The organism is Fimbriimonas ginsengisoli Gsoil 348 (genome assembly GCF_000724625.1).
Taxonomy (GTDB): domain Bacteria; phylum Armatimonadota; class Fimbriimonadia; order Fimbriimonadales; family Fimbriimonadaceae; genus Fimbriimonas; species Fimbriimonas ginsengisoli.
This window is the reverse complement of the sequence record NZ_CP007139.1, coordinates 4,860,536-4,879,811: the sequence shown is the minus strand read 5'-3', so window position 1 is coordinate 4,879,811 and position 19,276 is coordinate 4,860,536. Positions and strand designations below refer to the sequence as shown.

At 61.9% G+C, this 19,276-nt stretch carries 23 protein-coding genes; 11 read left to right on the top strand and 12 right to left on the bottom strand.

Translation table 11 applies throughout. The features are described 5' to 3' along the window. Positions 1-37: 37 nt before the first annotated feature. Positions 38-1,120 carry a glycoside hydrolase family 76 protein gene (locus OP10G_RS25335; RefSeq protein ID WP_144241311.1) on the top strand — a complete coding sequence of 361 codons (1,083 nt, stop codon included), beginning with the start codon at positions 38-40 and terminating at the stop codon, positions 1,118-1,120. A gap of 11 nt (positions 1,121-1,131) precedes the next feature. On the opposite strand, the gene OP10G_RS21995 is transcribed toward OP10G_RS25335, so the two are convergent. Further along, positions 1,132-1,491 carry a TMEM14 family protein gene (locus tag OP10G_RS21995; RefSeq protein WP_025228275.1) on the bottom strand — a complete coding sequence of 120 codons (360 nt, stop codon included), beginning with the start codon at positions 1,489-1,491 and terminating at the stop codon, positions 1,132-1,134. Between the two features lie 453 nt (positions 1,492-1,944). On the opposite strand from OP10G_RS21995, the gene OP10G_RS21990 reads away from it, so the two are divergent. After that, positions 1,945-3,147 carry an MFS transporter gene (locus OP10G_RS21990; RefSeq protein ID WP_025228276.1) on the top strand — a complete coding sequence of 401 codons (1,203 nt, stop codon included), beginning with the start codon at positions 1,945-1,947 and terminating at the stop codon, positions 3,145-3,147. On the opposite strand, the gene OP10G_RS21985 is transcribed toward OP10G_RS21990, so the two are convergent. Together OP10G_RS21985 and OP10G_RS21980 are read right to left on the bottom strand one after the other, a co-directional pair. Further along, positions 3,144-4,031 carry an electron transfer flavoprotein subunit alpha/FixB family protein gene (locus OP10G_RS21985; RefSeq protein ID WP_025228277.1) on the bottom strand — a complete coding sequence of 296 codons (888 nt, stop codon included), beginning with the start codon at positions 4,029-4,031 and terminating at the stop codon, positions 3,144-3,146. The two genes, OP10G_RS21990 and OP10G_RS21985, sit on opposite strands and share 4 nt — an antisense overlap. Before the next feature lies 1 nt (position 4,032). After that, positions 4,033-4,770, bottom strand: coding sequence for an electron transfer flavoprotein subunit beta/FixA family protein (locus OP10G_RS21980; protein WP_025228278.1), 738 nt, complete (start codon positions 4,768-4,770; stop codon positions 4,033-4,035). A gap of 285 nt (positions 4,771-5,055) precedes the next feature. Between OP10G_RS21980 and OP10G_RS21975 the strand changes: the two genes are divergently transcribed. Next, entirely contained in the window at positions 5,056-5,415 is a 360-nt protein-coding gene (locus OP10G_RS21975) for a hypothetical protein (protein ID WP_144241310.1), read from the top strand. 17 nt (positions 5,416-5,432) lie between these two features. Continuing rightward, on the top strand, positions 5,433-5,969 hold the full coding sequence (locus OP10G_RS21970) for a hypothetical protein (RefSeq protein WP_025228280.1): 537 nt from the start codon (positions 5,433-5,435) through the stop codon (positions 5,967-5,969). 10 nt (positions 5,970-5,979) lie between these two features. On the opposite strand, the gene OP10G_RS21965 is transcribed toward OP10G_RS21970, so the two are convergent. Together OP10G_RS21965 and OP10G_RS25330 are read right to left on the bottom strand one after the other, a co-directional pair. Then, positions 5,980-7,236, bottom strand: coding sequence for an aspartate aminotransferase family protein (locus tag OP10G_RS21965; RefSeq protein ID WP_025228281.1), 1,257 nt, complete (start codon positions 7,234-7,236; stop codon positions 5,980-5,982). A gap of 54 nt (positions 7,237-7,290) precedes the next feature. Then, positions 7,291-8,322 (bottom strand): CapA family protein, encoded by a 1,032-nt coding sequence (locus OP10G_RS25330; protein ID WP_025228282.1) that lies wholly within the window; start codon positions 8,320-8,322, stop codon positions 7,291-7,293. A gap of 74 nt (positions 8,323-8,396) precedes the next feature. On the opposite strand from OP10G_RS25330, the gene OP10G_RS21955 reads away from it, so the two are divergent. After that, positions 8,397-9,260 carry a hypothetical protein gene (locus tag OP10G_RS21955; protein WP_025228283.1) on the top strand — a complete coding sequence of 288 codons (864 nt, stop codon included), beginning with the start codon at positions 8,397-8,399 and terminating at the stop codon, positions 9,258-9,260. A 50-nt stretch (positions 9,261-9,310) separates the two neighbouring features. On the opposite strand, the gene OP10G_RS21950 is transcribed toward OP10G_RS21955, so the two are convergent. The 6 genes from OP10G_RS21950 to OP10G_RS21925 all read right to left on the bottom strand — a co-directional run bounded on the left by OP10G_RS21950 (position 9,311) and on the right by OP10G_RS21925 (position 12,798). After that, positions 9,311-10,033: an ABC transporter ATP-binding protein gene (locus tag OP10G_RS21950; protein WP_025228284.1), complete on the bottom strand. Its 723-nt coding sequence runs from the start codon at positions 10,031-10,033 to the stop codon at positions 9,311-9,313. Continuing rightward, positions 10,030-10,602 (bottom strand): ABC transporter permease, encoded by a 573-nt coding sequence (locus OP10G_RS21945; RefSeq protein WP_025228285.1) that lies wholly within the window; start codon positions 10,600-10,602, stop codon positions 10,030-10,032. Before OP10G_RS21945 ends, OP10G_RS21950 begins: the two co-directional genes overlap by 4 nt. Beyond that, positions 10,599-11,003, bottom strand: coding sequence for a PqqD family protein (locus tag OP10G_RS25325; RefSeq protein ID WP_025228286.1), 405 nt, complete (start codon positions 11,001-11,003; stop codon positions 10,599-10,601). Before OP10G_RS25325 ends, OP10G_RS21945 begins: the two co-directional genes overlap by 4 nt. Continuing rightward, the gene (locus tag OP10G_RS21935) at positions 10,985-11,776 is read right to left on the bottom strand and encodes a hypothetical protein (RefSeq protein ID WP_025228287.1); all 792 of its coding nucleotides are present in this window, start codon (positions 11,774-11,776) and stop codon (positions 10,985-10,987) included. Before OP10G_RS21935 ends, OP10G_RS25325 begins: the two co-directional genes overlap by 19 nt. A 9-nt stretch (positions 11,777-11,785) precedes the next feature. Continuing rightward, the gene (locus OP10G_RS21930) at positions 11,786-12,049 is read right to left on the bottom strand and encodes a Sec-independent protein translocase subunit TatA/TatB (RefSeq protein ID WP_025228288.1); all 264 of its coding nucleotides are present in this window, start codon (positions 12,047-12,049) and stop codon (positions 11,786-11,788) included. 95 nt (positions 12,050-12,144) lie between these two features. Next, positions 12,145-12,798, bottom strand: a complete 654-nt coding sequence (locus tag OP10G_RS21925; protein WP_038473563.1) for a hypothetical protein — start codon at positions 12,796-12,798, stop codon at positions 12,145-12,147. A gap of 67 nt (positions 12,799-12,865) precedes the next feature. On the opposite strand from OP10G_RS21925, the gene selA reads away from it, so the two are divergent. Both selA and OP10G_RS21915 read left to right on the top strand, forming a co-directional pair. Further along, positions 12,866-14,185 carry an L-seryl-tRNA(Sec) selenium transferase gene (selA, locus tag OP10G_RS21920; protein WP_025228290.1) on the top strand — a complete coding sequence of 440 codons (1,320 nt, stop codon included), beginning with the start codon at positions 12,866-12,868 and terminating at the stop codon, positions 14,183-14,185. After that, positions 14,182-14,682 carry an HD-GYP domain-containing protein gene (locus tag OP10G_RS21915; RefSeq protein WP_025228291.1) on the top strand — a complete coding sequence of 167 codons (501 nt, stop codon included), beginning with the start codon at positions 14,182-14,184 and terminating at the stop codon, positions 14,680-14,682. Before selA ends, OP10G_RS21915 begins: the two co-directional genes overlap by 4 nt. A 397-nt stretch (positions 14,683-15,079) precedes the next feature. On the opposite strand, the gene OP10G_RS21910 is transcribed toward OP10G_RS21915, so the two are convergent. Further along, positions 15,080-15,589 (bottom strand): inorganic diphosphatase, encoded by a 510-nt coding sequence (locus tag OP10G_RS21910; RefSeq protein WP_025228292.1) that lies wholly within the window; start codon positions 15,587-15,589, stop codon positions 15,080-15,082. Between the two features lie 31 nt (positions 15,590-15,620). Between OP10G_RS21910 and OP10G_RS21905 the strand changes: the two genes are divergently transcribed. Genes OP10G_RS21905 through OP10G_RS21890 form a run of 4 tightly spaced genes read left to right on the top strand, consistent with a single transcriptional unit; the run spans position 15,621 to position 19,226 of the window. After that, a complete protein-coding gene (locus OP10G_RS21905; protein WP_158409335.1) occupies positions 15,621-16,532 on the top strand; it encodes a DMT family transporter in 912 nt (303 codons plus the stop codon). A gap of 3 nt (positions 16,533-16,535) precedes the next feature. Further along, entirely contained in the window at positions 16,536-17,108 is a 573-nt protein-coding gene (locus OP10G_RS21900) for a nucleotide exchange factor GrpE (RefSeq protein WP_144241308.1), read from the top strand. Further along, positions 17,105-18,478, top strand: coding sequence for a phosphoglucosamine mutase (glmM, locus tag OP10G_RS21895; protein ID WP_025228295.1), 1,374 nt, complete (start codon positions 17,105-17,107; stop codon positions 18,476-18,478). The genes OP10G_RS21900 and glmM overlap by 4 nt, the downstream gene beginning before the upstream one ends. Then, the gene (locus tag OP10G_RS21890) at positions 18,468-19,226 is read left to right on the top strand and encodes a type III pantothenate kinase (RefSeq protein ID WP_265101639.1); all 759 of its coding nucleotides are present in this window, start codon (positions 18,468-18,470) and stop codon (positions 19,224-19,226) included. Before glmM ends, OP10G_RS21890 begins: the two co-directional genes overlap by 11 nt. The last annotated feature ends 50 nt before the right edge of the window (positions 19,227-19,276 follow it).

Here is a 19,276-nt window from a genome sequence, read left to right as displayed (position 1 = left end):
CAGACGTTAGATCGCTTTGGGCGTCAGAATCATTCTCGTGATTCTGCTCGGAGTGCTGATGGCGATGACGATGGAGACGAAACCGGACCTAAACGCGTGGGGGCGGGAGACGCTGGAAACGATTCGGCGCGACTTCTACATGCCGGAGCGCCACCTGTATGGCGATTCGATCGTGCCAGGAAAGCACCCCCAGCAGGTCGCGTTCAATTGGGGGTGCGGGGTGATGCTTTCGGCGCTGGTGGCCGGATCGCGATCGGATTCCAAGTACGAATCGTGGCTGCGCGAGTTTGCGGACGCGACCCACTCCTACTGGAACACCGCTCCGCCCGTGCCCGGTTACGACGTGTTGCCCGCGCCTAAGCCGGTCGACCGATACTATGACGACAACCAGTGGATGGTGATGGCGCTCGCGGAGACGTACGACCGGCTGCACGACCGGAAGTATCTCGGCTGGGCCGAAGATGCGCTCCACTTCGTGTTGAGCGGTAAAGACGACCAGCTTGGCGGGGGGATCTTTTGGAAAGAAACCGAGAAGAGGTCCAAGAACACGTGCAGCAACGCCCCGGCGGCCTCCGCATGCCTTGCGGTCTATCGTCACACGCACGACAAGAAGCTTCTCGACGAGGCGATCGAGCTATATGGTTGGACCCGGCAGCACCTGATGGACCCGAGCGACCACCTGATGTGGGACTCGATCGGGCTTAACGGGCATATCGACCGGACGAAGTGGTCGTACAACACGGCGCTCATGGTTCGTACGGCGGCAAATCTCTACGCTTTGACGAAGCTTCCGAGCTACCGACAGGATGCGATGGAGATGGCGCGTTCGAGCCGACAGCATTGGCTTCGAGACGGGCGGCTTCACGACGAGGGGCGGTTTGCCCACTTATTGCTGGAGTCGTGGATCATCTGCCGGCGGGCGATTCCGGAAACCGATATTTCCGACTACGATCTGACGCAGCCGCTGGCCCTTATTCACTCCCAGGCGCGTTCCCAGGCCGGGCTTTATCACCACCGGTGGGATGCCCCGGCGCCCGCGCCGGACCAGAAGGTCGAGCTGATCGATCAGGCTTCGTTCGCGCGGGCTTGTTTCGAGGTCGCGGAGGCAACCGGCAAGTAACGATTGGCCGGTTAAGCGGAGGTCTCTTTCTTCCGCTGCGACATCGCGATAAAGTGTCCGCCGAGGAGCACGCCGAAAGTGAAAATTCCGGCGATCGTCATGATTCCCGCGGGATACCAATTTTGCTTGGATATGAAGGTAGGCAAGAACCGACCGAGCGGCACCAGGGTAAGCACGGCCGCGCCGATCCGACCGGCCCGCGGGTTCGTTTTGGTGAGCGCCAAGGCCCCGAGGAGGAGCGCACCGATGCCGACTCCGGCGATCAACGAGGCGATGCTGGGGTGGCCGGTCGTCGGGGCGACATAGCCGAGAACGCCCATAACGATGGTGAGGATCGCGTACAGCAGGACGACCACGTCGACAAATTTCATTGTCCTCAGGGTACCAGGTGGGTCAAACCACAAAAGAAAACGGCCACCGGGGTGCTTAATCCCAGCGGCCGATGCCACTTCCTACCGTAAGTAGGGTCTCGGCCTGCCGTGAATTTAAGCAAATCCAGCAGCGCCTTGATTGTAATGATTGCTCGTACACTATCCAGAACAACTTTCCACTAGGAAAAGTTCGGCCAGTTTTAGCTTTCTCTCGTGGATACGGAAGAGCTAAACCGCTTGGTTCCTTTACACGGGCAATTTGTCTATTTTGTCTCGGGATTCAACGCCCACACCCATTTCGGCACGAAAGCACCAAAGCTTAACCGCACCTTCCCGGCAATTCGACCAGGTTCGCAACGAACTAGCTCTGGTTCGTTCTTGAGATAGTATCGCCAGAACTATTCGGTTGGGAGGTCAAGGGTGGCGGCGGGCCGCGCATGCCAAACTTCGGGGATGCGACGCGCAACCGAAGAGTGGGGAATCCTGGGGGCGGTTTTCCTCGATCTACTCGGCTTCGGGATGTTGGTTGCAGACATTCAGCTACGAGCCGAGAAGCTGACGCCGGCCGGATGGCCGAAAGGATTGATAATCGGCGCGCTTCTTGGAAGCACGTTCGTGATTCAGCTCTTGGTGTCGCCCAAGTGGGGCCACTTCAGCGACCGCCGCGGACGGAAGCCGGTGGTCGTGGCTTGTACGGTGCTGTCGGCCTTGGCGATGCTCACCTACGGGTTTGCGTCTTCGATTTGGATACTCCTCCTCAGCCGGGTCCTTTCCGGGCTGGGAGCAGCGAACGTCGCCGTAGCCCAAGCGTTCATCTCCGACCGGTATGAGGGAGAGAAGCGGACGGCGGCCTTGGGGCGGATCGGGGCGGCGATTTCTCTAGGGTTAATCGTCGGTCCACCGCTAGGCGGCTTCCTCTCCCATCTCGCGTCGTCGAACTACTTCAACGCACCTCCGCAGTTCTTAGTCGGGATCGTGGCGGGGACGGCTTCGCTTGTTGGAGCGGCGGCGGTCACGTTCACGCTGCCCGACGTTCCGCCAGCGGCCGAACAGAGCCCGGGCAAGCGGCCGGTGATCGACCTGACGTTGCTGCGGGACTTGCCTCACCTTCGGCCCCTAATCCTCATCGCGACGGTGGCCTGGATTTCGCTCGCCACGCTCGAGGGGACGTTTGCCCGGCTCATCGAGCACTACTTCGGTTACGGAGCGCTGGAATTCGGATTCCTGTTTGGATACGAATCGCTGCTGGCGATCGTGGTTCAGGGGGCGATCCTCGCGTGGATCTTGCGGCGCTGGAAAGAGACGCCGTTACTGCGTTCCGCTTACGTACTGCAAGGGGTGGGGCTAGCGCTGAATCCGGCATCCGCGCTCTTTGCTCCTACCATTCCGCCCCTGGTGACGTTGTTCGGCGCCAGCACGCTTTACGCGTTCGGGTCGAGCGTAGCGAATCCAACGGTGAACGGCCTCTGTAGCCGGCTTGCTCCGGATGATAGGCAGGGGGAGCTGTTCGGACTTCTTCAGGGGGCCCGGTCGCTCGGCTTCGTTGTCGGACCGATGGTAGGCGGAGTTCTGTTCGATTGGATTCCCGCCGCGCCGTATCTCCTCGCGGGAGGAGTTTGCGTCGCGGCGGCGTTATTGGTGCCGAAGACGGACTAAACCTTACTCGTCAGCTCCGGAACGGCGTCGTAGAGGTCCGCGACAAGACCGAAATCGGCGACCTCGAAGATCGGGGCGTCGGCGTCTTTGTTGATGGCGACGATGACTTTGCTGTCTTTGATTCCGGCCATGTGCTGCGTGGATCCGGAGATTCCCGCAGCGATGTAGAGGTTGGGCGCGACGATTTTACCGGTCTGTCCAACTTGAAGCTCGTTTGCGGCGATGCCGGAATCGACGGCGGCCCGGGTGGCTCCCACGGCGCCGCCCAGCTTATCGGCCAGGCCGCCGATGATCTTTTCAAACGTTTCGGCATCGCGAAGCGGTCGGCCGCCACTGACCACGACCTTGGCCTGAGTCAGATCGGGCCGGCCGCCGCCTCGCGCGGATGCCCCGGATCGCCTTGCTTTGGAAGAAGCATCGAGCGAAACCGTCTCGGCGGCGCTAGATCCTCGTCGCTCGGCCTTAGCAAAGCCGGCGGGACGAACGGTTAGGACTACCGGGGTCGCCAGGACCTCGACGGTCGCGACGATCGAACCAGCCACCACGGGGCGGCGGAAGAGGGTGGGGGATTCCAGGCCGATTACGTCGGTGACCATCGCGGCGTCTAGCAGCCCGGCGAGTCGTGCGAGCACGTCTTTCGAGCGCATATTGGAAACCGCGGCGATGTGGGAATAGCCGGTTGCGACGGATGCGATCGCTTTTGCCGCGCCGTCCGCGGGAGGAACGTCGTTCCAACCCGCGTTGAGAATCCTATCTGCCCCGAGGTCGGGGTCGACGGTACCGGTTAACGACAAAACGTCGAACGGCAGGCCAAGCGCTTGGGCGAAACCGGCAGCCTGAAGCGCCTCGCTGGGATCGAACAGGACTAACAGCAGTTTGGACATCTTAGAGAGCACCTCGATCCTTTAGGGCGGCGACAAGCTCGTCGACGCTGCCGACCTTACGACCGGCCGGGCGGGCGGCGGGCGACTCATACTTCGTAACTCGGGTCTTCAATGACGGCGCGGTGGCGGGAGCTCGTCGTTCCAACGGCTTACTCCGCGCCTTGATGATGCCGGGAAGGGCGATGTAGCGAGGTTCGTTCAGCCGGAGGTCAGTGGTAACCACGGCGGGAAGGTCGAGCTCTAGAGTTTCCTCACCGGTGTCGGTCTCGCGGGTGACGCGGACCGTCGAGCCGGAGGCTTCGATCTTGCTGGCGAAGGTTGCCTGAGGCCAGTCGAGGCGCGCGGCCAGCATCTGGGCGGCTTGGTTGTTGTCGTCGTCGGTCGCCTGCTTGCCCATTAGGACTAGGTCGGGGCCGAGTTCGCGAGCGAGTGCTTCCAGCTCTTTCGCGACGCTGGGTGAGTCCCAGGCGTCGGAGCTCTCGACGAGGATGGCGCGGTCCGCGCCCATCGCGAGCGCCTTTCGGAGCTGCTCTTCCGACTCGCTGCCTCCGATGGTGACGACCGTGATGTCGACGTCGCCGTTCTTTTCCCGGAGTCGGACGGCTTCTTCGACGGCGATTTCGTCGAACGGATTAATCTCGAACTTGACGCCACCGGTGTCGATGCCGCTGCCATCGGCGAGCGGCCGGACCTTTGCGTATGGATCGATCACGCGCTTAATCGGAACAAGGATTTTCATGGGTTTGCCACGCACTCCATCGTGCGAAAGGGCCGCGAATGCGGCCCCTGGGTAAGCGATGATTTTACCGCCGAGCAGCATCTCCCCGGCGGCAAGTCCCGCCGTTTCGGAGATATCGAGGTCGTTCGGTTACTATCAGCAGGAAGCATGACTCCGCAGCCGCCTGTCAACGAGCCGAACTTACGTCGCTGGATTTATTGCCTGACCGCAATTGGCCTGATTGCCGGACTTTTCGGGCTTGTGATCGCCTGTGGACGAAAACTGGGGACCGCCGTAATGGCAGGAATGGCAGGGGGATCCGTCACCTCGACCAGCTCGTGGTCTGGGCCGGTAACCTCGGCTCCCGGTCTGGAAATTTCTGCGTTTGCGGAGCCTGCCGGACTTCGGTTGAATTATCTGGTTCGCAACCTAAGCGGCGTGAGAGTGGAGCATTGTAACCTGCTCCCAACGGTGGATGGCAGGGCAGTTTCGACCTCAAAGGTATTGTTTGGCCCGATCGAGGCAGGGGGAGTGGCAACGGTAACGTTCCACTTCAAGGGAGCTTACAAGGTGGGTCAGCAGTTACATCCGGACACGGAGATGGATTTCGATTACAAGGGGGGTTCCGGTCACCTTGCGGATCAAAAGCCGGTTTTCGTCCAGTGAGATAAAATGCAAGGGGAATGATCCCAAGTCAAACTCCGGAGGCCGAAGCTAGGCGGCGGACGCTGATCGTCGTCGCGGTCGTATTGGTCGCGATCCCGGTCGTGTTGGTGGGAGTCCGGGAGTTGGTTCCGATTATTCGTGGGCTGCTGATACCGGGAAGCTTGCGGCCGGTGATGGTTAGCTCTGCAATGCCTGCCGCACCTGACCCGACGGTTACGACAGAGGTCTGGCGCGTCGGGACCGATCTCGAGATTCAGGTCAAGGTGGATAACGCGACGTCCACGACGCTGGAGAACGTCGAGATCGACAAGGTGGACTTCGAGGGGCTCGTTCCTTCGGGAGTTCCGAAGAAGATCGGAACGCTGAAGCCGCACTCGTCGACCAAGGTCACGTTCGTCATTCACAAGCCGTTCGCCGGGAAGAGCGAAGGGTTCACCTCGATCGGCGTCAAGCACGAAGAGAAGTCCGCCTACGGCGGGTCCACCTCAGCTCAATCCTCCGGCTCGATTTTGCCAATCCATGAAGCGGCGAAGCCGGGTTTGAAGCGCGTCTAGCTTTAAAGGTTTAGGCGATGGCGGCGAGGAGCTCGGCGGTCTCGGCTACGGCTTCATCGAAGGCGGTAACGGCGTCTTCGATCTGCGAATCGGAGATGATCAGGGGCGGTTCGAAGCGGAGCACCTTGGGGTTGTTGAGGGCGTAAGCCACGCAGACTCCGCGCTTGAGGAGCTGGGCGACGACGAGCTCGCCGACTTCGTCCATCTGGAACTCGACGCCGATCATGAGGCCGCGGCCCCGGACCTCTTTTACCAACTCGTTCTGCCGATCGGCGACGTCTTGGAGGCCGCCTTTTAGCTTTGCGCCCTGGATGCGCGATCGCTCGACGAGCCCTTCTTCTTGGAGGACGAGGATTCCGGCGAGACCGGCGGCGCAGGCGAGGGGGTTGCCGCCGAACGTAGAGGTGTGAGCAAGCGGGTTCGGGCTGTAGATCGACTCAAAGACGGCTTTGGTTCCCATCGTCGCGCCGATCGGCATGACCCCGCCGCCAAGCGACTTGGCGAGGGGCATCAGGTCGGGGGAGATGCCGTCGTGGTTGCAGCCGAACATGTCGCCGGCGCGACCGAGGCCGGATTGAACTTCATCGGCGATGAGAAGGGCGCCGTGGCGGTCGCAGGCGTCTCTCAGCACACGAAGGTAGCCGTCGGGAGGGACGATGATTCCGCCTTCGCCTTGGATCGGCTCGACGATCATCGCGGCGGTGTCGCCGTCAACGGCGGCGGTGGCGGCTTCGGCGTCGCCAAAGGGAACGAAGACGACTCCGGGCATGAGCGGCTCGAACCGCTTTCGGTACTTCTCGCGGCCGGTGGTGGCCAGCGCACCGAGCGTCTTGCCGTGGTAGCTCCCTTCGGTGGAGACGATCTTGACGCGGCCGGTCATCCCTTTGGCGAACTTAAGTGCGGCTTCGACGGCTTCGGTGCCGGAGTTGCTGAAGAAGACGAACTCGACGCCGGGAGGGGCGATTTCCGCGAGTTTCTCGGCGAGGTCGGCGGCCTGCTTGGAGAAGAAGGCTTTGCCGCTCAGCGCCATTTCATCGAGCTGACGCTTAACTGCCTCGACGACCTTGGGGTGGCGATGGCCGAGGCTGAAGGTGCCGTATCCGCCGAGGCAGTCGAGGAAGCGATTTCCTTCCTGATCCCAGATGTAGCAGCCTTCGGCCCGCATCTCCACGCCGAACCCGGCGAACGACATGAGGCGAGCGAGGTAGGGGTTGATGTGCCGCCCGTATTTGCCGACCACATCCGAATAGAGGGCGTCTGGGTCCATGGGACTAAGGGTACCGGGTGATTGGCGTTGGGCGTTAGGGCGTTGGGCGCTTGCTTATCTTTGGGGGGCGGAGACGATCGGGGCGCAGGAGTTGGGGTTGGGGTACTTGGATTGGATGGCTTGGCAGAGGGCTTGGTAGGCGCTACGTGCGGGGGCGGACGCTTTTGCAGGGACAACCGACACCTGACCGCGAGAAACGTTGGCCGGGAAGAACTCAAGAGTCCAGCGTTGGCCGCGGTGTCGAAGGCGGGCGAAGCCGGTGGTGGCGGGGAGGGCGGAGATGAGATTGCCCATCGAATAGAGGATCGGGCGGCCGCGGTAGAACTCGGCGCCTTGGAGGACGTGGGGGTGGTTTCCCCAGACCACGTCGGCGCCGGCGTCGATGAGGGCTCGGCCGAGGGTCACCTGGTAGGGGTTGGGAAGGGGCTTCCGCTCGGTGCCCCAGTGAGCGGCGATTATGACGCAGTCGCACTTGCGGCGGGCATTGGCGACCCAGGCGGCGAGCTTCGACTTCGCTCGATCGTCGATTCGGCCACCGAAGCTTAGGACGGCGACTCCGGCGCTGGTCAGGGTGGCGGGGGTGGTTTTTCGGAGGGCGCCGGGGGTCATGAAGGCGAGGACGGAGAGCATCCCGACCCGTGTTCCGTCGCGAAGGCAGATCACGCCGAGGCGGTTCGCGTCGCTCGAATTATCGCCCGCGCCGGCGTGGACGATCCCGGCCTTGGATAGGGCGCGCCGCATTTCGTTTAGCCCGGCTTGGCCGTAGTCCATGGCATGGTTGTTGCCGAGGCTCACCGCACCTAAGCCAGCGACTTGGAGGAACGGGACGTGGGCGGGAGAAGCCTTGAGAATCCACTGATCCTTCTTCTTCACTTCGGCGGGGCTTTTACGGGTGGTCGCCACCCGGCAATCGGTGAGGGGGACCTCCAGGTTGGCCATCGCGAGGTCGCCGGAGTGCAAGGTGGCGGCGATGCCGGCGAAGGTTTTGGGGCTTGGTGGGATTCCGTTCAGCATCACGTCCCCGCCAAAAATGAGGGTGAGGGTGGGTGGGGCAGCCAAAAGAGCGGCAATGAACGAAAAGGACACGCACCGTATCGTAACCGAAGGGAACTGCGGAGCGTAACATATGACGAAGCGCCGTTTAGCGCAAAATGACTTTTATGAAGCGATACAGCAAGATCCTCGTTCTGGCCGGAATGGCCTTCGCATCCGTCGCCTTCGTACGCCAGGACGGCTTGGTCCTCCGGCTGACGCTCAAGGAAAATTCGGTCGACACCTACAAGATCGAAAGCAAGGTCAAGCAGACCATGTCCGGTACCCCGGCCGGCGACATGGAGATGGGAATCAACTCGTCCACCACTTACAAGATCACGACCGGCAAGGTCGACGCCGAGAAGGGTAAGGCGGATGTCACGGTTGAGACCACGTACGACAAGTTGGAAGCGGACGGTCCGATCGCGGACATGATCAACAACAACAAGCCGAAGCCGAGCTCGATGAAGGGAACTCTCGACTCCCTGGGACACCTCGAATTGGATAAGGCCAAGCTGGCCCAGGCGATGGTTCAGATGGGCGCGGCTCAGCAAGCGGGCCCGAACCCGGTCTTCGTTGACTTTCCTGAGAAGGCGGTCAAGATCGGCGATACGTGGGACGTGATCGTTCCAAAGAGCCAGTTCACCGGGCCGACCGATCAGAAGCTGACCTCCAAGCTCGTCGGCGAGAAGAAGCTGGACGACAAGGACGTGTGGATCGTCTCCACGAGCGGTCCGGTCAAGTTCGACGTCGACACGTCGAAGCTGCCGAAGCCGGAAGACACCAACAACCCGATGGCTCAGATGAGCGTGCACGTGAAGGGCACCGTCGACATGACGGTTGAGAGCCTGGTCGAGAAGTCGACCGGCAAGGTTCTCCGCTCCGAGACGAAGGGCAAGTCGAAGTCGACGGTCGAGATCGCCGACGCGGGCCTTACGATCGAGAGCTCGGCGACGACGACCACTATCGCGACGCTGCAGCCGGCCAAGTAAGTAAATAGAAAAAACGGGGCGCTCGCAAAGCGAGCGCCCCGTTTTTTTCGCTAAACCGCGGCGGCGGCGTCCAGTTCGGCCCGGGTTTCTACTTGGGCGAGCTGGCCGTCGCGGATGTGAAAGATGCGGTCGCTGACGTCCAGCATTTTGTGGTCGTGGGTGGCAGAGATGATGGTTACCCCCCGTTCGCTATTGAGCTGGCGGAGAAGGTCGATGATTTCCTGACCGGTTTTGAGGTCGAGGTTGCCGGTGGGTTCATCGGCGAGGATGATCGCCGGGCTGTTCGCAAGGGAGCGGGCGATTGCCACGCGCTGTTGCTGACCGCCGGAGAGCTCGCTGGGGCGGTGGTGGTAGCGGTGGCCGAGGCCGACGAGGGTCAGGAGCTCCATCCCCCGTGCCTCCGCCTCGTCGGGCTGCAGCCCGGCGAAGAGCATTGGCAGGGTCACGTTTTCGAGGGCGGTTCGAACCGTGATGAGGTTGAAGGTCTGGAAGATGTAGCCGATGGTATGGCAACGGAGGAAGGCGAGCTCGCGGGGGGTGAGCTGGGCGATGTCGACCGAGTTGACGTAGACCGAACCCTCATTCGGCTTATCCAGGCCTCCGATCATGTTGAAGAGGGTGGATTTACCGGAGCCCGAGGGGCCCATGATCGACAGATATTCGCCGGTGTAGATCTCGCAGGTGACGCCGTTGAGGGCGCGGACCGCGGCCTCTCCCTCGCCGTACTGCTTGACGACGTTAACCGTTCGGACGACGACTTCTCGATCGTTCATACTTCCACTCTCAATGCCGCGGCGGCGGGCATGCGGGCGGCTTGCATCGCGGGGGCGATTGCCGCCAAAACCGTCATCGCGGTTCCAATGGCGGTGCCTAGGAGCACGACGCCGGTGCCGCTGGTAAGCGGGACATGGCCGCCCTGGGCGGATTGGACGACGGCCATGATTCCGGTGCCCAGTAGGGACCCCAGCAACGATCCGAGGATGCCAAGGATCAGGGCCTCCAAGAAGAAAACTTTGACGATGAAGCCGTCGGAAGCGCCGAGACACTTGATCGTGCCGATCTCGCGGAACCGCTCGGTGACCGACATCAGCATCGAATTGGTGACGCCGACGAGGCACATCACCAGCGAGGTTCCCACAAGCCACCGGAGCTGGGCTTCGGATTGCACGTTATTGGTTCCGGCGACTCGGATGGTCTGCATGCTGCAGAAGAAGGCGATGCCGAGGGCGATGCCGGCCGAGGTGATCATTTGGCGGAAGAACCGCACGCGAATGCTCGCTCGGGCCTGATTCCAAGCGACCCAAAAGGGAGGGTCGACGTTTTTGAATTCGGTCTGATTCACTTCTTTTTCCCCGTCGTTAGGGTGATGAGCCGCCGTTGGCCCAACATCTGTAAGAACGCGTTAAGAGCCGCGTCCGCTTCCAGCCGATTCATTTTGTATCGATCTCGCAGCTTACGCGAGATCGCCTCGACGGTGTGCTTTCCGTCGCAGAGAGTCCATACGAATGCGCCGACTGGCTCCAGCTCGAACGTTTTGGTGTCGGGGGCGTTCATCCGCTTTGCCATCCATCCGGCGAAGCCGCGTCCCTGCTGCATGAGGGGGGCTTGGAGCAGGAGGACTCCCTCCTCGCCGGGGGTCTCGACCACGGCCGGATTCCGGACCGGCTTCGCTTTGCTAAGCTCCTCGAAGGAGATGCGCGGCTTGGGGGCGATCCACTGGCGGGCTACTTCAACCAGTCCCATTGCGGCCTCCATTTTGCGTCGCGGGTCGTCGACCTAATGACGACAATCTGGTTGCGTTCGAGCTGCGGCCGGACGATCGCCTCGGTACCGGGACGGATCGGGGTTGTCGGTATGGTCAGCCGTATTCCGTCTCCCTCCGCGGTGACCGCGGCCCCTTTGGCGTCAAAAATGGCGCGGGCCCACGGCTCTAAGCCGTGCTTTGCTAGGAGTTGATCCGCGAACCCCCAACGTTCGGCGCTTAGGCGGACTCGCTTGGCTTTGAAAGAGACCAAGGTTTTGCCAGCGCGGAAGTCTTTACGCTCGACCTCTAGGCCTTTCGGTAGGACAACGTCTAAGCCGAATGCGCTCCAGCGGTCGACCTGGGGATCGGTGCGAAACGAGCCCAGTGCTTGCCGTAAGAGCGGTCCCAGCGAATCGTCTTTGGTAGATGCGACTTCGAGCACGAACGCTCGGCCGTCGTCCGGCGGCTGAAAGAGGGCGCCCTTTCCGAAGTTATCGCCCGAGTAGCGGTAGGTAAGGCGTCCATTATCTTCCGACCGCTCGGACCGGAAGCCGCCTTTCCCTTTACGGGCGTCGCGCTCCATCTTGGCTAGATATGTGTCAAGGAAGCCGGCGGCATCGGCAGGGCGCTTCATCCGCTTCCAGCGGATTTGAATAATGATGCGTCCGCTGGAGGAGAGGCGGGCGTAACCTTGCTCGCGGTTGCCGGTAAGCACCACGGGCGCCCAATCATCGGGATGGTCGAACGAGAACCCTTCCCAGCCGAATGTCACGGCGGGAGGTTACTTGGAGCTCGAAGCGACATCGGATTCGCTTCGCTTGACGGTTTCCTTGGGCTCGTGCGATTTGGCCTCGGAATCGTCTTCGTGCATGCTTTGCGTGATCTGGCGCTTACCTTCTTCCAAACCCTTTTGAAGCTCGCCCACGCCCTTGCCGACGCCACGCATCAGCTCCGGGATCTTCTTGCCACCAAATAGCAGGAGGGCAAGTACCAGAATGACGAGCCACTGCTCGACTCCGAAAATGTTTGCGATTAGGTTAGGCATTGTGCTTCACGGAAGACCGGCGGCCTTCACCCTAGTATACGCCCGCCCGGAACGAACCGTGCCCGGGCCGTGACGGTCGGGGCACGAATGATCATCTAGTTCGAGCTTTTGTCGTCGACGTTGACCTGAATGTTGCCGTTGGCGTTGGGGGCTCGCTTTTTGCCCATCAGCACGTCTCCCTCGACTGGCACTCGGAACCAGCCGCGCGGCTTGCCGAAAATCTTAGGGCTCGTGGCGTGGGGTAGCTCTTCGTATTTCGCCGAGAGATTATTAGACGGGGGTGTCGGCGTCTCAAAGACCATGAAGGTGGTGTCCTTGTTCTTGATCGAGTCAAGGGCTTTACCGCTGAGTTCTTTGTTGAAAGCCATACCGGTATGTCCGCCGGCGCCATCTTCGCAGGACCATGCGCCTTCGGGCGGCATCAGTTTGAACATCTTGCCCGCGTCGTCGCTGGTCTTGGCGTACTCCTTCTGGTAGTAGGGGCGTACATCGTCCATCCAGGTTTCGGCCTTGGGAAGCTTTTCCTTATGGGCGTGGGCGTACTGCATTACGGCGGTACGGACGCCCGAGTAGGCCATGGAGCAACCGATAAAGGGCTTACTGTTGTTGAAAGCCCACAGCCCGCCCCCGGCAAGGAGACCAAGCGGTAATAGGCAACAGAGGAAAATTCCGCCGATGACGAGGCCGATGATGAGGCCCGTGCTCTTCTTTTTAGGCGGCGAGGACATGTAGGAAGGAGGCGGCTGCATACGAAAGGATCATACAGGAATCCGTGTTGAAGAGTTGCGTGTTCGGCGATTCGCTAGAATGAGAACGATGGAGCTGCGCGACCTACCGAAGGTGGACACGCTCGCCAACGCGGCTCCCCTTGCCGAATTTCCGCCTCGCATCCGCACCGAGGCGGCGCGAGCGGCGATCGATGCAATGCGGTCGGCGCTGACCGAGGGGCGGGACGTTCCCGATGGATTGGAATTTGCCATGACGCATGCCCGCGGGGCGAGCGACCTCTCGTTGCGGCCGGCGGTCAACCTTTCGGGAGTCGTGCTGCACACCGGGTTGGGCCGGGCACGGCTCGCCCCTTCGGTCGCGACTCACGTTGCGGAGGTGGCGGCTGGGTACTCGACGCTCGAGCTGGATTTGGAGAGTGGGGAGCGAGGAGACCGACAAGAGCACGTTCGGGATTTGCTGAGGAAGTTGACGGGAGCCGAAGATGCGTTCGTCGTCAACAACGCGGCAGCCGGAGTGATGCTGACGTTGGCCGCTGCGGCGAGGGGAGGGGAAGTGGTGCTCTCTCGGGGGCAAATGGTCGAGATCGGCGGCTCCTTCCGAATGCCGGACATCATCCGCGAAAGCGGATGCCGCCTGGTGGAGGTTGGGTGCACCAACCGGACGCATCTGTCGGACTATCTGGCCGCGATGGGGGACGACACCTCGGCGATCCTCCGTTGCCATCCGAGCAATTACGCGATCGTAGGTTTCACCTCGGAGCCGTCGCTGTCGGAGTTGGCGGCGCTTGCGAAGGAGCGAGGGGTGGTTCTGATCGACGATCAAGGGTCGGGGCTCCTCGTCGATGCCCGCACGCTAGGCTTGCCCAGACTTCCGACGTTGCCGGAAAGCGCCGCCTTTGCCGATGTCTCGATCGCCAGCGGCGACAAGCTTTTGGGTGGTCCGCAGGCGGGAATTATTGTGGGGCGTTCAGAACTGATCAGGGAGATCAGCCGGCACCCGCTGGCCAGGGCATTCCGGATCGACAAGCTGAGCCTCGCGGCGTTGGAGGCGACGTTGCGGTTGTGGGCGAGCGGCCGGGAGGAAGAGATTCCGACGATTCGGTACCTGAGGCGCCCGCTGGCAGAGGTTCGCGCGGATGCGGAACGGCTTTTGGCGGCTTGGGGCGGCGGAGCGGAAGTCTCGGAAGGATTGACCGAAGCGGGGAGCGGCTCAGCGCCGGGGGCAGGAGTTCCGACCTTTCGGGTCGGCCTGTCGGGGGGCGCAGAAGCCTTGGCTAGAGCCTTGCGCTTGGGAATGCCGCCGATGGTGGCTCGGATTGAGAAGGACCGGGTCTGGCTGGATCCCAGGACCCTAGATGCCGATGAGCTGCCGATCGTGGAGGCGAGGCTGCGGGAGCTTTCCGGTTGACACAGCAGGAAAAGAATGCCGTCGTCCGATCTCTGGTCGACGAGATGGCGGCTCGCGACCCCGCGGAGCGGGGGCACTCGGACCGGGTGGCCGTTTATGCCGTTGCCACCGGCGAGCGACTGGGTCTGACCGATGCCCGGTTACTGAATTTACGGTATGCGGCGGCGCTGCACGACATTGGGAGGGCCCTTGGTTCTCCGGATATGAAGCAGTATCCGTTCGAAGGGTTTGAGCGTCTTGGTCAGATCGCTTTTCTTCGACCGGCGGCGAAGATCGTTCTGTTTCACAGGGAACGGATGGACGGATCGGGTTATCCGGCGGGGCTTGCCGGGGAGCAGATCTCGATGGAGTCGCGGATCGTGGGGGCTTGCGAGGCGTTCGACGAGCTCTTGTTTGGTGGGGGAGGAGCGGATTTGCGCTCGGGGGCGTTCGATCAGAGGGTGGTCGACGCGCTGATGGAGGTCCAGCGGGTTATTCAGCCGGTGGGAAGTCGGTAGGCGTGCGGCTCTCGCGCGGGTGCGAGGCCGATCCGTGGCTACAGCGGTTCTCGCGTTTAGGGGGGCCGCTCTTATGGTCATTAACAAAATAAATTGACAATCCAGATTCACCCGTAGCCCGGGGTTTTATCCCCGGAGGAGCTTTGAACCGCGGCTAAAGCCACGGGCTACGGGTGAAATCAGATCAGGGAAATGAAGACCTAATTTGTCAATGACCATGAGACCCGGCGGTCCGTTGAGCCCGGACCGTCGCATATCAAACATCAATCATCACCCATCACTAGGCCGGACTCCCTCACCCCCAACCCCCTCTCCCTCGTTCGGCACAATGCATCCGAAGGAAGGAGAGGGGGCTCCGGAAGTTGGGAGGCGGAAGCGAGGCCCGGGCGACGATTGGCTATCGGTCGAGGCGGTATTGGTCGATTAGGCGGCGGGCTACGTCGGGGCCGTGCCAGCCGACTACTTCTACCGCCTTATCCTCGAGGTCTTTGTAGACGCGGAAGAAGTGCATGATCTCCTTTGTGGTGTGGGTGTTCACTTCTTCGAGGGTCTTTCGGTAGCCGAACCGGGGGTCTTTGGTGGCGACGCAGAGGATCTTCTCATCGGGGCCTTTCTCGTCGGTCATCTCCAGAACTCCGATTGCGGAGGCTTCGATGACGCAGCCGGGAAAGGTCGGATGGGAGATGAGCACGAGGACGTCGAGCGGGTCGCCGTCGAGATACTTTGTCTGAGGAATGTAACCGTAGTCGAACGGATAGAAAAGCGGTGAGTAGAGAACCCGGTCGAGCTTGATGAGGCCGGATTCGATGTCGACTTCGTACTTGTTCGTGCTGCCGCGCGGGATCTCGATGACGGTGTTGAAGGTCGCCGGAGCATTCGGGCCGATCGTCGCGTTGAGCAGGGACATGGCCGGAGGTTACTTCAAGTACCCTTTTGTCGTGCGCCGCCCGGTCTCCTTTAGTCTCCCCTTGGCGGTGGCATCCCTCAGTTGGGGATTCAACTTCGTCGCGATCAAAGTCCTGGAACCAGAAATGGGGGAAAAGGCGCTCGGATTGCTCCGGTTCCTCGTGATGTGGGGACTGTTGGTGGTTGTATGCCGAGTTCGCGGCGAGTCGCTTCGCTATCGAAAAGAGGATAAGTGGCAGGTTCTGTTGGTCGGAGCGGTGTCGATGGGGATCTATATGATCCTATTCCTGGAGGGTTTGGCGAGGACGGGGGCGGCGGAAGGGGCGATTATCCTGGCGACGTCGCCGATCATGACGTACCTACTCTCGTGCCGGGTCGGCCAGGAGAAGTTTCAGCCGACGTCGCTCACTGGGACGCTCGTAGCGTTTCTCGGGGTGACCATGGTGGTGCTTGGCGGCGCAAGTTCCGAGCGAGGAACGGTGTTTGGCGAGGTCCTCGTGATCGCCTCTTCCATCACCTGGGCGATTTCGGCGGTGATGATGCGACCGTTGTTGAGCCGTTACGAGCCGACGCAGGTACTCACGATGTCGATGCCGGGGGCGTTGCCGATCCTGCTGATCTACGCGACCCCCGCAGTTTTGTCGACCAAGTTCGGGGCAATCTCTACCCTTGGCTGGGCGATGTTCGCCCACATCGCCATTCTTAGCGGGGTTGTCGCCTTCGCGTGTTTTTACGCGGGGTTACGCCAAGTCGGCGCGGGTGGGGCGACGCTGTATCAATACTTCGTTCCTCCGCTCGCGGTTCTGTTCAGCTTGCTGATCCTTCACAAGACGCTCGGAGCTTGGCAGCTCTTGGGACTCGCGGTTGTGCTGACGGGGGTGATCTTGGCGTCAAACGCGAGGCGTGCCGCGTTGGCGGCTGACTTGGCGGACGCCGCCCGGTAAACTTTGGGTCTGTTTAGAGGAGATCAGATCCAATTGTCCAACGAAAACGAATATCTGCCTGAAGAGCCCATCGAAGAGGAAATCGGCAACGACGAGACCGATGCCGACCTGAACGTTTTGAGCACGCAAATGGTGCGGCTGCAAGACGAGCTGAACGGTACGAAGGAGCAGCTTCTGCGGACCATGGCGGACTTCCAGAACTTCCGGAAGCGAAATCAGAACGAGGTCGCGCAACTCCGCCAGTTCGCCACGGAGAACTTCGTAACCGCGCTTTTGCCGGTGCTAGACAATTTCGAACGGACGGTAACCCACCTCCAGCAGGGGGCGACGGCGGAGCAGGCGCTCGTCGGTATCCAAGCGGTGGAGCGGCAATTACGCGCCGTGTTAGAGGGGCAGAACGTGCGCCGCATCGAAGCGATCGGCACGCCGTTCGATCCCGAGGTGCACGAGGCGATCGGAATGGAGCCTTCGACCGAGCATCCGGCGGGGACCGTCGTGGTGGAAGCAGAGCCGGGCTACAAGATGGGTGACCGCATCATCCGCCCCGCGCGGGTGAAGGTGGCCACCGGATCATGAGTAGAAAGCATTTCGGTACTGACGGCGTTCGCGGGGTCGCGAATCAAAAACTTACTCCGGAATTGGCGTTCTCGCTGGGGCAAGCGGCAGGGCGGTGGCTGATCGCCAACGGGCAGCCTCGACGCGCGGTGCTCGGCCGAGATACGCGCAAGAGCGGAACCATGCTGGAAGCTTCGCTGGCGGCTGGCCTCTGCTCGGTCGGCGTTGACGTGGTTTCGCTGGGGGTCGCCCCAACTCCGGCGATCGCCTTCGCGGCGCGGACCGGCAACTATGGGTTGGGCGGCATCGTCTCGGCGAGCCATAACCCGGCGCCGGACAACGGCATCAAGTTCGTCGGCCACGACGGGCGCAAGCTTCCGGACACGGAGGAGCTGCGGATCGAGGCGCTGATGAGCTCCGAGGAAGAGCGCCCGACGGGCGCGGGCGTCGGCACCTATGAGCTGGATCGGAGCGAGCTCGAAGGGTATATGAATCTGCTGGAGAGCGCGGTTCCGGAGCGCCTCGAGGGGATGCACATCGCCGTCGATGCAGCTCATGGAGCGGCATACGAGCTTGGTCCCCAGATTCTTCATCGCTTGGGGGCGGACGTGGTGCTGATGGGCGCGAGTCCGGACGGCCTTAATATCAACGCGGAAGGGGGCGCGACCAAGCCGCAAACGATCCAGGACTTTACGAAGGGAGCGGGGGCGGCGATTGGGGTCGCCTTCGACGGGGACGCGGATCGAGCCGTCTTCAGCGACGAGCAAGGAAGGCTGATCAACGGGGACCGTACGATCGGTATTTGGGCCGCCCACTACCAGGAGCGGGCCGAGCTTGATCCGCCGGTGGTGGTTGGCACCGTGATGAGCAACGGCGGCTTCGAGGCTTACATGACCGCCCGCGGGATCAGGTTGGAGCGGGCCCCGGTAGGGGATAAGTACGTCGCGGAGCGGATCGAACGGACGAGCGCTCTGGTGGGCGGGGAGCAGAGCGGCCACATCATTTTCCCGCGGCGGGGACCAACCGGAGACGGTCTGATGACGATGCTGGAACTTCTGCGCGTGCTGAAGGTGGAGGATCGTCCGGCGTCGTCGTTCTACGACGATTATCAGCCTTGGCCGCAGATCATGGTGAACATGGCGGTGGCATCGAAGGACGGGTGGGAGACCAAGATCAAGGCGGAGCTGGAGCAGGGCGAGAAGGATCTCAACGGCCATGGCCGGCTCGTCGTTCGCCCCAGCGGCACCCAGCCGGTAATCCGAGTGATGGTGGAGGCGGACGACTATGAGCTTCGCGACCGGGTTTGCGATAACATCGTCGCCGCGATGGAGCGGGAACTTGGAGGACACGTCGAAGGGCGCGTCGACCTGACCTATGCTCTTGGCGATTGACGTAGGAAACACCCACACGGTAGTCGGCGTCCACGATGGCGCCGACTGGATCGCCATGTGGCGCCGCAGCACGGACGCCGACGACACCGAGGATCAAATCGGGGTTTGGCTCCGGGGGCTTTTCGACCTTTCCGGTTTGCCTTGGAAGGTGGATAGCGCGATCTGCGCGTCGGTCGTTCCCGCTTTGGATCCGGCCCTCGACAAGATGTGCGAGCGGTGGCTGAACGTGCGGCTTCGGTTCTTGCGGCGGGGGGATCAAGTCGGTCTCAAGGTTTCTTACGAGCCGCCGACGGCGGTCGGGGCGGACCGTTTGGCGAACGCGCTCGGGGCGCTGGTGAAGTACCGTCCGCCGATCATCGTCGTCGACTTTGGGACCGCGACGACGTTCGACGCGATCGACTCGGAGGGGACGTACGCGGGGGGAGCGATCTTGCCCGGGGTTCACGTTTCGAGTCAGGCGCTCTTCGGCCGGGCAGCTAAGCTACCGGCGGTTGAGTTCAAGGCGCCGGAAAAGGCGATCGGTAAGACGACGGTTCAGTCGCTCCAGTCGGGAATCATGCTGGGATACGCCGGCGCTATCGATGCGCTAGCGGCACGGATCGGCGCCGAGTTGGGCGAGGCGAGGGTCATTGCGACGGGCGGGTTGGGAAGCCTGTTCCTCGGGCTTTGCGAAAGTCTAGAGGAGTACGAGCCGACGCTGACGTTGGACGGCCTGTTGGTTGCTCACGAGAGGCTATCGGGCAATTAAGTTTGGTACGGGAGCTTCCGGGACGGCCACGCCTTCCGGAGGAGAAAGTT

Bases quoted from the DNA above. Each gene is read 5' to 3' on its own strand.
- OP10G_RS21995 (WP_025228275.1), bottom strand. From the start codon at position 1,491: ATGAAATTTGTCGACGTGGTCGTCCTGCTGTACGCGATCCTCACCATC.
- OP10G_RS21990 (WP_025228276.1), top strand. From the start codon at position 1,945: ATGCGACGCGCAACCGAAGAGTGGGGAATCCTGGGGGCGGTTTTCCTC.
- OP10G_RS21985 (WP_025228277.1), bottom strand. From the start codon at position 4,031: ATGTCCAAACTGCTGTTAGTCCTGTTCGATCCCAGCGAGGCGCTTCAG.
- OP10G_RS21980 (WP_025228278.1), bottom strand. From the start codon at position 4,770: ATGAAAATCCTTGTTCCGATTAAGCGCGTGATCGATCCATACGCAAAG.
- OP10G_RS21975 (WP_144241310.1), top strand. From the start codon at position 5,056: ATGGCAGGGGGATCCGTCACCTCGACCAGCTCGTGGTCTGGGCCGGTA.
- OP10G_RS21970 (WP_025228280.1), top strand. From the start codon at position 5,433: ATGATCCCAAGTCAAACTCCGGAGGCCGAAGCTAGGCGGCGGACGCTG.
- OP10G_RS21965 (WP_025228281.1), bottom strand. From the start codon at position 7,236: ATGGACCCAGACGCCCTCTATTCGGATGTGGTCGGCAAATACGGGCGG.
- OP10G_RS21955 (WP_025228283.1), top strand. From the start codon at position 8,397: ATGAAGCGATACAGCAAGATCCTCGTTCTGGCCGGAATGGCCTTCGCA.
- OP10G_RS21950 (WP_025228284.1), bottom strand. From the start codon at position 10,033: ATGAACGATCGAGAAGTCGTCGTCCGAACGGTTAACGTCGTCAAGCAG.
- OP10G_RS25325 (WP_025228286.1), bottom strand. From the start codon at position 11,003: ATGGGACTGGTTGAAGTAGCCCGCCAGTGGATCGCCCCCAAGCCGCGC.
- OP10G_RS21930 (WP_025228288.1), bottom strand. From the start codon at position 12,049: ATGCCTAACCTAATCGCAAACATTTTCGGAGTCGAGCAGTGGCTCGTC.
- OP10G_RS21925 (WP_038473563.1), bottom strand. From the start codon at position 12,798: ATGCAGCCGCCTCCTTCCTACATGTCCTCGCCGCCTAAAAAGAAGAGC.
- selA (WP_025228290.1), top strand. From the start codon at position 12,866: ATGGAGCTGCGCGACCTACCGAAGGTGGACACGCTCGCCAACGCGGCT.
- OP10G_RS21910 (WP_025228292.1), bottom strand. From the start codon at position 15,589: ATGTCCCTGCTCAACGCGACGATCGGCCCGAATGCTCCGGCGACCTTC.
- glmM (WP_025228295.1), top strand. From the start codon at position 17,105: ATGAGTAGAAAGCATTTCGGTACTGACGGCGTTCGCGGGGTCGCGAAT.